We start from the raw sequence: 13,087 nt of genomic DNA, 5'->3' as shown, positions 1-13,087 counted from the left end.
TTATTGGACAAAATTCGTCCCAAATTTGCAACACGGCAACATTACCGTCGCACTTCAGGCCTTGCACGCGCGAAGCGCCTTGACCTCCTCAGGTTGAGGCAATCCTGTGGCGGATCATGGTTCCTACCGTGTCGTCATTTGAGGCTTAACTGTATGCGTATTACCCGCTCCCGTTTGCTAGGCAGCACTGTTCTGATCAGCGCCATCGCCGCCGCCGGCGTTGCTTCGGCCCAGGTCGCTGAACAGCCCGCGTCGGACGCCCAAGCCACCGAAGTCGGCGAGATCGTCGTCACCGGCTCGCGTATCCGCCGTAGCGCCGCCAACGCCCCGACCCCGATCATCCAGGTCACCCAGGAAGAGATCCTGTCGACCGGTCAGACCAGCCTGATCGACTACCTGGCCACCATCCCGGCCCTGCAGAACTCGACGGTGCCGTCCGACACCACCGGTTCCAGCCTGAACGCGGGCGGCCTGTCGCTGGCCAACCTGCGCTCGCTGGGCGCCAACCGCACCCTGACGCTGGTCGACGGCCGTCGCCACATCGGCTCGGCCGGCGGCGAACTGTCGGTGGACGTCGACGCCATTCCGCGCCTGCTGATCCAGAACGTCGAAATCATCACCGGCGGCGCCTCGTCGGTTTACGGCGCCGACGCCGTCTCGGGCGTGCTGAACTTCATCCTCAAGAAGGACTTCGAGGGCCTGGAGATCGACGCCAACTACGGTCAGATCAACGACAACGGCGAAGCCACCCGCCGCATCTCGGGCCTGATCGGCAAGAACTTCTTCGACGACCGTCTGAACGTCTATGCTCACGCCGAGTACGAGAAGATCGACAATGTCGACTCGATGGACATCGACTGGATCCGTCGCGGCCCGGCCCGTCTGGCCGTCGACGCCGACCCGACCAACAATCCGTATGACGGCCGTCTGGACGCCCAGGTCTTCTACGGCCTGAACCGCCTGGACATCCTGCCCTGGGGCCAGACCACCCTGGCCAACCTGCAGCGTCCCAGCGACCTGACCAACCCGAACATTCCTTACCAGAACTGCTTCCCGGGCGGCGGGTTCTCTTACGCGGCCAACTGCTTCGGCATCACGCCGGGCAAGACCTTCGTCTATGAGGGCGGCGTGGCGCGCGACGCCAACTTCGGCCAGCGCGTCGGCAACGTCGGCATCAACCGTCCGTACAACATCGGCGGCGACGGCATGCCGCTGGGCGAAGTCGCGGGCTTCAGCCGCGTTCCGGCCTCGGAATCGCAGCGCTACCAGGTCGGGACCAACTTCAAGGTCACCGACTCGATCAACTTCCGCGCCTCGGCCAAGTACATCACCGAGGAAACCTTCATGCGCGGCCAGCCGACGTTCTTCGACGTCGATCTGGACAACGACTCCTACGGCGCCAACCAGACCAACTCGATCTGGGCCACCTCGGCCTTCGATCTGCGCTGGGCTGACAACGCCTTCCTGCCGCAGTCGATGAAGGATGCGATCGCCAACAACCGCATCGACGTCTACGCGCCGCCGACGGCCCAAAACGCGGGTGAACTGCTCCGCACGGAAAGCCTGCCGATCGCGCGTCACAGCTTCTTCGGCCCGCAGCGTTCGCAAGCCAACACCCGCGACCTGCAGCGTTACGTCGTCGGCTTCGACGGCGACCACGGCCAGGTCGGCTTCGCCAAGTCCCTGGCCTGGGATCTGGGCTACACCTACGGCAAGGCCGAGATCGAGAACATCGAGCGCGGCGTCGACGTGCAGCGCATGGCCCTGGCCGCTGACGCCGTGGTCGACACCACGGGCATCCTGGGTGCTCCGGGCGCCATCGTGTGTCGCTCGACCTTGATGGACGCCCGCGGCGACGCCGTGATCGCTGACCGCGTGCGCGGCGGCGACCTGCGCGACACCGAGTATGGCCGCAACTCCATCGCTCAGTGCACCCCGCTGAACATCTTCGGCGCTGGCAACCAGTCGGCCGAAGCTCTGGAGTACGTCGACGCCTTCGTCCGCGTCGAGGAAATGAACGAGCAGCACCAGCTCCTCGGCTCGGTCTCGACCGAACTGTGGGACTTCTGGGGCGCCGGCAACCTGGGCTTCGCCGTCGGCGGCGAATGGCGCAAGGAAAGCACCTCGGCCGTCGGCCGCAGCACCACGGCCGGCGACCGCCTGCTGTTCCTGAACACCGGCGCCGACTTCCCGGAAGTCAGCTATGAGTCCAAGGAACTGTTCGCGGAAGTCTCCGTGCCGCTGTTCCGCGACTCCTTCCTGGGCGAATACGCCGAGCTGAGCGGCTCGTACCGCTGGGCCGACTATTCGACCGTGGGCAACGTCGACGTTTACGGCGTGAACCTGGTCTACCGTCCGATCCGCGATCTGACCTTCAAGACCAGCTTCAACACCTCGGTTCGCGTGCCGGACCTGGGTGAGAACTTCTCGCCGTACGGCCAGACCTTCGCCAACAACTTCAGCGATCCGTGCTCCACGGCCAACATCGCGGCCCTGGATGATCAACAGATCAAGGCCAACCGCGTGAAGAACTGTACGGCGCTGGCCGCCCAGCAGGGCCTGGTCTTCGACTTCGCTGGCGAGACCGCGACCAACACCGACGACTTCAACCCGAACTACACCTCGGGCATCGCCGGCGTTTCGGGCGGCAACCCCAACCTGACGCCGGAAGAGTCGGAATCCTTCACCTTCTCGACCGTCTATCAGCCGAGCTACGTCCCGGGCCTGACCCTGTCGCTGGATTACTATGAAATCCGCATCGACAAGGTCATCGCCTCCGTCTCGGCCGCCGGTATCGCCGCCAACTGCGTCAGCGGCTCCGAGCTGAACATGGACGCCTGTGACTCGATCTTCCGCACCAACCCGGACATCCCGTTCGGCGTCGGCGCGCCGTCGGGTGACGCAATCGGCGGCTTCATCCAGCGCTCGTTCAACTACGCGGCCCTGGAAACCCGCGGCCTCGACTTCGGCGCCAACTATTCGTGGGACACCGCGGATTGGGGCAAGAACTGGGGCTCCTTCGACTGGCGTCTGCAAGGCTCGTGGCTGATCGAGCAGAAGCAGTATCTGAACGAGGCGGATCCGTCGGACTACAACGAACTGGCGGCCAGCATCGGCCTGAGCGGCACCAACGCCTACCCGCGTGTCCGCATGGCCTCCTCGCTGTCCTGGCGCCCGAACGACATCTGGAACGTGAACTGGACCGCCGACTGGCAGTCCGCCTCCAACATCGTCCGCGCCCGCGACTTCGTGAACAACGCGGACTCGCGTCTGGCCGACCAGATGGACACCGGCAACTTCGTCCGTCACGATCTGACCGTGCGTTACAACGTGCGTGACGACCTGACGCTGCGCGCCGGCGTGGTGAACCTGTTTGACGCCGAACAGCGCGACATCCTGGGCACCACCATCTACTCCAACTTCGACCCGTACGGCCGTCGCTTCTTCGTCGGCCTGAACTTCCGTCCCTTCTAAAGGACGGACGAGGTTTGAAACTCAGGGGGCGGTCCTTACGGGCCGCCCCTTTTTCTTGTGCGCTCAGGGGGGATAAGCCCTTGCCCCCCGGCCCCCTCCTCTCTAAACGGGCCGCTTAACCGACAACCTGAACGGATCGGCCGCGACAGCGCTCGCGCCCGGCCGTCTGCGCGCGTGGAGACCGCCGCCCTGACCAGCCACGAAGAAAAGGACGCCATGGTGCGCGCCGCGCTCGCAGAGCAAGGCGACAGCGGGATCACCCCGCGCCATACGCTGTTCTACTTCTACGGCGAGGAAGAGGCGCACGGCGACCTGTGCGAGGTGGCCCGCCGTGCGGGCTTCCTGACGCGGGGCCAGGGCGACATGACCGTCCTGGAGACCACCATGCCGGTCGACGAGGCGTCGTTTTCGCCTGTGTCGGCCATGATGCAAACCTGGGCCGCGGCCTTCCAGCTCGACTACGACGGCTGGGAGTGCGCGGTCGTGACGAACTGAGTAGACGCCGATGCCCAAGCGCACAGACATCAAGTCCATCCTGATCATCGGCGCCGGTCCGATCGTCATCGGCCAGGCGTGTGAGTTCGACTATTCCGGCGTTCAGGCCTGTAAGGCGCTGAAGGCCGAGGGCTACCGGGTCATCCTGGTCAACTCGAACCCCGCCACCATCATGACCGACCCGGAGGTGGCCGACGCCACCTATATCGAGCCGATCACGCCCGAGATGGTCGAGAAGATCATCGCCAAGGAGAAGCCGGACGCCCTGCTGCCCACCATGGGCGGTCAGACGGCGCTGAACACGGCTCTGGCCCTGAACGCCTCGGGCGCCCTCGCCCGTCACGGCGTCGAGATGATCGGCGCCAAGGCCGAGGTCATCGACAAGGCCGAGGACCGTCAGAAGTTCCGCGACGCCATGGACAAGCTGGGCCTGGAATCGCCCCGCTCGCGCGCCATCCACCACATCGAGGAAGCCGACGACGCCCTGGCCTTCGTCGGCCTGCCGGCCATCATCCGCCCGTCCTTCACGCTCGCGGGCACCGGCGGCGGCATCGCCTATAACGTCGAGGAGTTCCACGAGATCGTGGAACGCGGCCTGGACCTGTCGCCGACCACCGAAGTGCTGATCGAAGAATCGGTGCTGGGCTGGAAGGAATACGAGATGGAGGTGGTCCGCGATCATGCGGACAACTGCATCATCATCTGCTCGATCGAGAACATCGATCCGATGGGCGTCCACACCGGCGACAGCATCACGGTCGCCCCGGCCATGACCCTGACGGACAAGGAATATCAGATGATGCGCGCGGCCTCGATCGCCGTGCTGCGCGAGATCGGGGTCGAGACGGGCGGCTCGAACGTCCAGTTCGCGGTCAACCCCAAGGACGGCCGCCTGGTCGTCATCGAGATGAACCCGCGCGTGTCGCGTTCCTCGGCGCTGGCGTCCAAGGCCACCGGCTTCCCCATCGCCAAGATCGCCGCCAAGCTGGCCGTCGGCTACACGCTGGACGAGCTGAAGAACGACATCACCATGGTCACCCCGGCCAGCTTCGAGCCGGCCATCGACTACGTCGTCACCAAGATCCCGCGCTTCGCCTTCGAGAAGTATCCGGGCTCCGAGCCGTCGCTGACCACGGCGATGAAGTCGGTCGGCGAAGTCATGGCCATCGGCCGCACCTTCCAGGAATCCATGCAGAAGGCCCTGCGCGGCCTGGAGACCGGTCTGAACGGCTTCGACGACATCGAGATCGACGGCGTCGCCGGGGCCGAGGACGACGCCTCGGTCAAGGCCGCGGTCATCCGCGCCCTGGGCCTGCCGACGCCGGACCGCATCCGCGTCATCGCCCAAGCTTTCCGTCACGGCCTGACGGTCGAAGAGGTCCACGCCGCTTGTTCGTATGAGCCGTGGTTCCTGCGCCAGATCGCCGATCTGATCCGCACCGAGGGCCACGTCCGCGTCCAGGGCCTGCCGACCGAGGCGACCGACTTCCGCAAGCTCAAGTCAAAGGGCTTCTCCGACGCCCGTCTGGGCGCCCTGACCGGCAAGACCGAGAGCGAGGTCCGCAAGGCCCGCCGCGCCCTGGACGTGCGCCCGGTGTTCAAGCGCATCGACACCTGCGCCGCCGAGTTCGCATCCGCCACCGCCTATATGTATTCGACCTATGAGACCGGCGCCCTGGGCCAGATCCCGGCCTGCGAGGCCGAGGTGTCGGACCGCAAGAAGGCCGTCATCCTCGGCGGCGGTCCGAACCGCATCGGCCAGGGCATCGAGTTCGACTACTGCTGCGTCCACGCCGCCTTCGCTTTCGCCGACATCGACGTCGAGAGCATCATGGTCAACTGCAACCCCGAGACGGTCTCGACCGACTACGACACCTCCGACCGCCTGTATTTCGAGCCGCTGACGGCCGAGGACGTGCTGGAGCTGATCGACGTCGAACGCTCCAAGGGCGAGCTGATCGGCGTGGTCGTCCAGTTCGGCGGCCAGACCCCGCTGAAGCTGGCCCACGCGCTTCAGGAAGACGGCGTGCCGATCCTGGGCACCAGCGTCGACAGCATCGACCTGGCCGAGGACCGCGAGCGCTTCCAGCAGATGCTGAACGAGATCGGCCTGATCCAGCCGCCGAACGGCCTGGCCCGCTCGGCCGAGGAAGCCGCCCAGAAGGCCGAGGAAGTCGGCTATCCGGTCGTGCTGCGCCCGTCCTACGTCCTGGGCGGCCGCGGCATGATGATCGTCCACGACCGCGAGCAGCTGGACCGCTACGTCCATGAGGCCATGCGCGTCTCGGGCGACGATCCCGTGCTGATCGACCACTATCTGAACCGCGCCACCGAGGTGGACGTCGACGCCCTGTGCGACGACGAGACCGTCTTCGTCGCCGGGGTGCTGGAGCATATCGAGGAAGCCGGCGTCCACTCGGGCGACAGCGCCTGCTCCATGCCGCCCTACTCGCTCTCGCCCGCCACCGTGACCGAGCTGAAGCGGCAGACCACCGCCATGGCCAAGGCCCTGAAGGTGCGCGGCCTGATGAACGTGCAGTTCGCCATCGAGGAGCCGCACAGCGAGAACCCGCGCATTTTCGTGCTGGAAGTGAACCCGCGCGCCAGCCGCACGGCGCCCTTCGTCGCCAAGACCATCGGCCAGCCCGTCGCCGCTATCGCCGCCAAGGTCATGGCCGGGGTGCCGCTGGCCTCCTTCGGCCTGGTCGACAAGGAACTGGACCACATCGCGGTCAAGGAAGCCGTCTTCCCCTTCGCCCGCTTCGCCGGGGTCGACACCATCCTGGGCCCGGAAATGCGTTCGACCGGCGAGGTCATGGGCCTGGACTGGAAACGTGAGGGCGAGGCCGACCTGGCCCCCGCCTTCGCCCGCGCCTTCGCCAAGTCCCAGACCGGCGGCGGCACCATCCTGCCGACCGAGGGCACGGCCTTCGTCTCGGTCAAGGACGCCGACAAGCCCTTCATCGTCGAGGCGGTGAAGACGCTGCTGGCCCAGGGCTTCGCCGTCATCGCCACCGGCGGCACCCACGCCTATCTGACCGAGCAGGGCCTTGAGGTCGGCCTGGTCAAGAAGGTGCTGGAAGGCCGCCCGAACATCGTCGACGCCATGAAGAACGGCGAGGTCCAGCTGGTCTTCAACACCACGGACGGCAAGCAGGCCCTGGCCGACAGCTTCTCGATCCGTCGCACGGCCCTGATGATGAAGATCCCCTACTACACCACCGCCGCCGGTTCGCTGGCCGCGGCCCAGGGCATCGCCGCCGTCCGCCACGGCGAAATGGATGTGCGCCCGATCCAGAGCTACAACTGAGCCTCGGCCCAGTCCTGAAACGGCCCCCGGCGAGCGATCGTCGGGGGCTTTTTCTTATCCTCCCCATTTCATGGGGAGGGGGACCGCGAAGCGGTGGAGAGGCTGCTTGGCGCGCTTCGACCCAGCCTCCGTTCGCTTCCCTCTGCCCCTCCCCGCCGTCATCCTCGGGCTTGACCCGAGGATCTAGTGGCGCGGCGCGAGAAGCCTGGTCCCGTCGCGCGGGCGGACGGCTGGATCCTCGGGTCAAGCCCGAGGATGACGGCGATTGAGAGAAAGGCGCCTGCTTGGCGCGCTCGGCCCGCCCCACGCTCTCGGAAAAGGTTGCCGTCCCCTCGCCCCGCGATAAGGTCGGCGCCGGGACAAGGGGACACATCATGAAAAAGACCACGCTCACCGCCATCCTGGCCGCCGTCCTGGCAGCCGGAGCCGCGCCCGCCATCGCCCAGGACGCGGGCCTCAAAGCGGCGGTCAAGGCGGACTACGACGCCAACCTCGGCGCTCTGTTCGATCATTTTCACCGCAACCCGGAACTGTCCGGGCTGGAGGTCCAGACCGCGGCCCGCATGGCGCAGGAACTGCGCGCGCTGGGCTATGACGTCACCACCGGCGTCGGCGGCACGGGCGTGGTCGCCGTGTTGCGAAACGGCCCCGGCCCCACGGTCATGATCCGCGCGGACATGGACGGCCTGCCGGTCGAGGAGACCTCGGGCCTGGCCAACGCTTCCACCGCCCGCCAGGTCGACACCGACGGCGTGGAGAAGCCCGTCATGCACGCCTGCGGCCACGACGTGCACATCGCCGCCCTGGTCGGCACGGCGCGTCAAATGCAGGCGCGCAAGGCCAACTGGTCCGGCACCCTGGTCCTGGTCGCCCAACCGGCCGAGGAGCGCATCTTCGGCGCCCGCGCCATGGTGCAGGACGGCCTCTACTCCCGCTTCCCCAAGCCGGACTACGCCCTGGCCTTCCACGTCTCGGCGGACACCCCGACCGGCCGCATAGGCGTGCCGCTGGGCATCACCTCGTCCAGCTCGGACAGCGTGGACATCGCCGTCCACGGCGTCGCCACCCACGGCGCCTCGCCGCATCTGGGGGTCGATCCCATCCTGGTCGCCTCGCACATCGTGGTGGGACTGCAGTCTCTGCGCAGCCGCGAGACCAGCCCGCTGGAAGGCGCCGTGGTCACGGTCGGCGCCATCAAGGGCGGCATCAAGCACAACATCATCTCCGACCGCGTGGACATGCAGTTGACCGTGCGCTCGGACAGCCCCGAGGTCCGCGCCAAGCTGCTGGACGGCATCGACCGCATCTCGGCGAACACCGCCCGTGCTCTGGGCGTGCCGGAGGACAGGCTGCCGACCGTAGTGCGCTCGCCGCTGGAGAACACCCCGCCCACGAGCAACGACGCCGAGACCGCGACGCGCGTCCGCGAGGCCCTGACCGCGGGCCTGGGCGAGGGCGTGCTGATCAACAATCCGCGCACCGGCATGGGCGCCGAGGACTTCGCCGAGTTCGTCACTCCCGAGCTGGGCGTTAAGGGCGTCTACTTCCGCGTCGGCGGCACGCCGCCCGATCAGGTCAAGGGCGCGGCTGGTCACCACTCCGGCCTGTTCCGCATCACGCCCGAGCCGGCCGTCACCCTGGGCGTCGAAGGTTCGGTGCTGGCGGCCGAGGCGCTCATGCCGAAACGCTAAGACTGTTGAACCGGGCGGCGTCCCGGCCGTTGACCAGTGGACCTGGATCTCCGGAGACGCCGCCCATGTTCCTGCCCAGTTTGCCTACGCTCTTGAGCGGCCTGTTGCTGTCGCGGCGCGGCCGCTCCATGGCTGGTCGGCACGCGGGCAAGATCGCCCTGGCAGGCCTCGCCTGGAAGTTGTGGAAGCACAGTCGCAAAGCCTCCGCCCATGCGCCGGTTGCGGAGGCGGCGCCGACCGCGCGCCGCCGCACCCGCCGGAGAGCTCGCTGAGCGTCAGCGGCAACTCAGCGGTCGGAAAGGCGTTAACAGCTCCATGCGCCTCTCCGTCGTCCAAGTCATCGCCGCCCTGTTTTCGGCTGTTTGTTTCGTCATCGCCTTCATCGCCGCCGGCGTAGCGGTCGTGTCCGGCGCCTTCATGTTGTTGGCGCTGGCGGCGCTGGGCTTTATCGCCTTTTCGGCCCTGCGCCGCGCCTTCGGCAGAGACCGTTTGACACAGCGCCGCCCCCCAGCGCCCCCGCGCCCCGCCGGCGACTGACGGCTGCGGCAGCGCCGTTGTTGTAACGAACAACGGCTGGCGAATTGCGCTGCCATCTTGAGTTTAGACGCCGGGCGCCCTACCTTCTTTGGCCGGTCACGTGACGCCCTCGTGGCCGAGGTGCACCGAACCGTCTCTCATCTGTCTTCGGGCGTAGCAAGAAACTCACGACACAATGGAAAAAGTGCCGATGACGGCCGAGGGTTACCGCGCCCTCGACGACCAACTCAAGCAATTGAAGTCGGTGGAGCGACCCAGTGTGATCGCCGCCATCGCGGAAGCCCGCGAGCATGGCGATCTGTCTGAAAACGCCGAGTATCACGCCGCCAAGGAGCGTCAGGGCTGGATCGAGGGCTCGATCGCCGAGATCGAGGACAAGCTGTCCCGCGCCCAGGTGATCGACGTGTCCAAACTGTCCGGCGACCAGGTCAAATTCGGCGCCACCGTCACCTTCGTGGACGAGGACACCGAGGAAGAAGGCGTCTATCAGATCGTCGGCGAGCACGAGGCCGACGTGAAGCTGGGCAAGATCTCCATCGCCTCGCCGATCGCCCGCGCCCTGATCTCGAAAGAGGTCGGAGACGTGGTCGAGGTCAACACGCCCGGCGGCGTGAAGGCCTATGAGATTCTCAAGGTCGAGTGGAAGTAACCTCCGCCGACATCGAGGCTGAAGGCAGGGCGCGCGGCATGGCTGCGCGCCCTCTTGCCATCTGGGTCGTCTCCGACGGCCGCACCGGCATCCAGAACCAGGCGTTAGGCCTGGCCGAGGCGGTGGCCCGCCTGACCCCCGCCCAGATCGAGATCAAGCAGGTCCGCTGGCGCCCCGCCTTCGACCGGCTCCCCTCGGCCTGGAAGACCCTCGCCATGCTGGCCCCGGGCTCGTTCGATCCGCGCAGCGTCGCTGAGTGGCCTGACCTGTGGATCGCCACCGGCCGCGCCAGCCTGCCGCTGTCAGCGCGCGTGCGCGACTGGAGCGGCGGCCGCACCTTCGTCGTCCAGACCCAGGACCCGCGCTGGCGTAATGACCGCTACGATCTGATCGTCGCCCCCGCCCACGACGGGCTCGCCGGCGCCAACGTCCTGTCGATCTCCGGCAGTCCGCATCGCATCACGCCGCAGCGTCTGAGTGGGGCCGCGCCAGCCTTCGCATCCCGCATCGCCCCCCTGCCACACCCGCGCGTGGCGGTGATGGTAGGCGGCGCGTCAGCCGCCTTCGACCTGCCGCCCGCCCACGCCGCCGACCTGGCCGAGCGCATCGCCCAGGCCGTAGAGGCTGCAAACGGCTCCCTGCTGCTGACCTATTCGCGTCGGACGCCCGCGGCGGCGAAGGCGGCGATGGCCGAGCGCCTGTCGCGTCTGCCCGGCTGGATCTGGGACGGGACGGGCGACAATCCCCTGTTCGCCATGCTGGACGCCGCCGACCACATCCTCGTCACCGAGGACAGCGCCAACATGGCCACCGAGGCCGCCTCGACCGGCAAGCCGGTCCACATCCTCCCCATGGTCGCGAAGAAGGCGCCGGGCAAGTTCACCCGCCTGCACGCCGACCTCCAGGCGCGCGGCGCGGCCCGCCCGTTCGACGGCGCGCTGACGCCGTGGACCTATGCGCCGCTGGATGAGACCGACCGCGCCGCCCGCGCCATCCTTGCGGCCCTGAAGCTTCGCTGATCTCCGGAGCCTGCCGGCGACGGTGGCGAAACGGCCTCGCCGTCCCCATATGGAGACATCAAGGCAAAACACGACCCCAATCCGACGGCGGAAACGCTGGGCGGACGGCTGCGCCTTGAACTTTGACGCTCTTTTTTCACCGAAAGGACGCTCCGAATTGATCGTTGAAAACTTCATCCGCCTCTACGCCCACGACTTCAGCCAGATGGCTGGCCGCGCCGAGATGGGACAGGATGTCGATGATGCTCTGGCTCGGCGGCTGCGGGACGCCGACACCCACGCCCAGGTCATGGACCAGCGCAAGGGCAAGGGGCACCTGACCGCCCTGGTCGCCCGCATCCGCGAAGAAGCCTCCGTGTTCAATGGCCGCGTCATGCGCAACGGCGCCGACCCCGCCGAGGCCGCAGCTCGACGTCAGGCTTTTCTCTCTGAGGTCGCCGACACCCTGGAAAAGCTGCGCGCCGCCCGCACATCGGAAGGCCAGCAGGCGCTCGCCTGACGCCAATCGGCGGAACAGGCCCGTGAAATGTCGCACCGCCATCGCGCTTCCGGGAATCAGCGCCTAAATAGGCGCCATGACCCAAGCTCGTACCGTCCGTGTCGCCATCATCGGTTCCGGCCCCGCCGGCTGGACCGCCGCCATCTACGCCGCCCGCGCCTCGCTGAACCCGGTGATGATCGCCGGGCTTCAGCCTGGCGGCCAGCTGACCATCACCACGGACGTCGAGAACTATCCCGGCTTCGCCGAGACCATCCAGGGCCCGTGGCTGATGCAGCAGATGCAGGCCCAGGCCGAGCATGTCGGCACGGAAGTGCTGCATGACATCGTGACCCAGGCTGACCTGTCCCAGCGGCCCTTCCGCCTGACTCTGGACTCGGGCGCGGAAGTCCTGGCCGAGACGGTCATCATCTCCACCGGCGCCCAGGCCAAGTGGCTGGGGCTGGACAGCGAGCAGAAATACCAAGGCTTCGGCGTCTCGGCCTGCGCCACCTGCGATGGCTTCTTCTATCGGGGCAAGCAGGTGGTGGTCGTCGGCGGCGGGAACACCGCCGTGGAAGAGGCTCTGTTCCTCACCAACTTCGCCGAGACCGTGACCGTCGTGCACCGCCGCGACGAGTTCCGCGCCGAGAAGATCCTGCAGGACCGCCTGTTCGCCCACCCCAAGATCAAGGTCGTCTGGGACTCGGCTGTCGAAGAGATCGTCGGCGTCGTCGATGGCGTGGCGCGCAACGTCACGGGCGTGCGCCTCAAGAACGTCAAGACCGGCGATCTGAGCGAGATCCCCGCCGACGGCGTCTTCATCGCCATCGGCCACGCCCCCTCGTCCGAACTGTTTAACGGTCAGCTCGAAACCAAGGCTGGCGGCTATCTAGTGGTCAAGCCGGGCACGGCGGCGACCGCCATCGAGGGCGTCTGGGCCGCCGGCGACGTCACCGACGACGTCTACCGTCAGGCGGTGACGGCGGCGGGCATGGGCTGTATGGCCGCGCTCGAGGCCGCCCGCTTCCTGGCCGAGGAAGACCACAAGGCCGCCCACAATCCTATCAGCCACAAGGAAGCCGAGAAGATCGGCGCCTGGTGAATAGGCCCGTCGCTTCAGAGCGGTGCCCTCCAACCTATCCCTCTCAAAACGGCTTGCGGCTCGATCGATTCCAGCGCGAAATTGATGCAGCGGAGCCCTGATCCATATTTTGATATGGCCATTTGAGAAACATCGATACCACTAATAATCTGGATATCAGCTTCTGCATTCATAAGTGGGCACATCTTCCTGAAGGACACATACCTTGCGCCAACTTGGAAACAGTTTACTTAGCCTCAATGAAAGTTTTTCGAATAAAAAGGGGAAGAAAGTAGTCTATTCAACCTATCCGACAGACCGAATCTTTCCTTTATACAAAGATACGCAGG

At 66.6% G+C, this 13,087-nt stretch carries 9 protein-coding genes; all 9 read left to right on the top strand.

What is annotated here, in order from left to right:
* Nucleotides 1–153 precede the first annotated feature (153 nt).
* The 9 genes from H9656_RS10075 to trxB all read left to right on the top strand — a co-directional run bounded on the left by H9656_RS10075 (nt 154) and on the right by trxB (nt 12,758).
* The gene (locus H9656_RS10075) at nt 154–3,474 is read left to right on the top strand and encodes a TonB-dependent receptor domain-containing protein (protein WP_191744125.1); all 3,321 of its coding nucleotides are present in this window, start codon (nt 154–156) and stop codon (nt 3,472–3,474) included.
* A 174-nt stretch (nt 3,475–3,648) separates the two neighbouring features.
* A complete protein-coding gene (locus H9656_RS10070; RefSeq protein ID WP_003166071.1) occupies nt 3,649–3,969 on the top strand; it encodes a ribonuclease E inhibitor RraB in 321 nt (106 codons plus the stop codon).
* Nucleotides 3,970–3,979: 10 nt separating this feature from the next.
* Nucleotides 3,980–7,279 carry a carbamoyl-phosphate synthase large subunit gene (gene carB, locus H9656_RS10065; protein WP_191744124.1) on the top strand — a complete coding sequence of 1,100 codons (3,300 nt, stop codon included), beginning with the start codon at nt 3,980–3,982 and terminating at the stop codon, nt 7,277–7,279.
* Between the two features lie 374 nt (nt 7,280–7,653).
* Nucleotides 7,654–8,970 (top strand): amidohydrolase, encoded by a 1,317-nt coding sequence (locus H9656_RS10060; protein WP_191744123.1) that lies wholly within the window; start codon nt 7,654–7,656, stop codon nt 8,968–8,970.
* 315 nt (nt 8,971–9,285) lie between these two features.
* The gene (locus H9656_RS10055; RefSeq protein WP_191744122.1) at nt 9,286–9,507 is read left to right on the top strand and encodes a hypothetical protein; all 222 of its coding nucleotides are present in this window, start codon (nt 9,286–9,288) and stop codon (nt 9,505–9,507) included.
* Nucleotides 9,508–9,682: 175 nt separating this feature from the next.
* Nucleotides 9,683–10,156, top strand: a complete 474-nt coding sequence (gene greA, locus H9656_RS10050; protein ID WP_003170051.1) for a transcription elongation factor GreA — start codon at nt 9,683–9,685, stop codon at nt 10,154–10,156.
* A complete protein-coding gene (locus H9656_RS10045; protein WP_318240628.1) occupies nt 10,147–11,175 on the top strand; it encodes a mitochondrial fission ELM1 family protein in 1,029 nt (342 codons plus the stop codon). The genes greA and H9656_RS10045 overlap by 10 nt, the downstream gene beginning before the upstream one ends.
* 157 nt (nt 11,176–11,332) lie before the next feature.
* A complete protein-coding gene (locus H9656_RS10040) occupies nt 11,333–11,674 on the top strand; it encodes a hypothetical protein (RefSeq protein ID WP_191744121.1) in 342 nt (113 codons plus the stop codon).
* A 76-nt stretch (nt 11,675–11,750) separates the two neighbouring features.
* Entirely contained in the window at nt 11,751–12,758 is a 1,008-nt protein-coding gene (gene trxB / locus H9656_RS10035; RefSeq protein ID WP_191744120.1) for a thioredoxin-disulfide reductase, read from the top strand.
* Nucleotides 12,759–13,087: the final 329 nt, after the last annotated feature.

The organism is Brevundimonas guildfordensis (assembly GCF_014836405.1).
In the GTDB taxonomy this organism is placed as follows: Bacteria; Pseudomonadota; Alphaproteobacteria; order Caulobacterales; family Caulobacteraceae; genus Brevundimonas; species Brevundimonas guildfordensis.
This window is presented reverse-complemented; position numbering and strand designations above follow the sequence as displayed.

What these genes read in the sequence shown, in the direction of transcription:
- H9656_RS10075 (WP_191744125.1), top strand. Translation starts at nt 154, where the DNA reads ATGCGTATTACCCGCTCCCGTTTGCTAGGCAGCACTGTTCTGATCAGC.
- carB (WP_191744124.1), top strand. Translation starts at nt 3,980, where the DNA reads ATGCCCAAGCGCACAGACATCAAGTCCATCCTGATCATCGGCGCCGGT.
- H9656_RS10060 (WP_191744123.1), top strand. Translation starts at nt 7,654, where the DNA reads ATGAAAAAGACCACGCTCACCGCCATCCTGGCCGCCGTCCTGGCAGCC.
- H9656_RS10055 (WP_191744122.1), top strand. Translation starts at nt 9,286, where the DNA reads ATGCGCCTCTCCGTCGTCCAAGTCATCGCCGCCCTGTTTTCGGCTGTT.
- greA (WP_003170051.1), top strand. Translation starts at nt 9,683, where the DNA reads ATGGAAAAAGTGCCGATGACGGCCGAGGGTTACCGCGCCCTCGACGAC.
- trxB (WP_191744120.1), top strand. Translation starts at nt 11,751, where the DNA reads ATGACCCAAGCTCGTACCGTCCGTGTCGCCATCATCGGTTCCGGCCCC.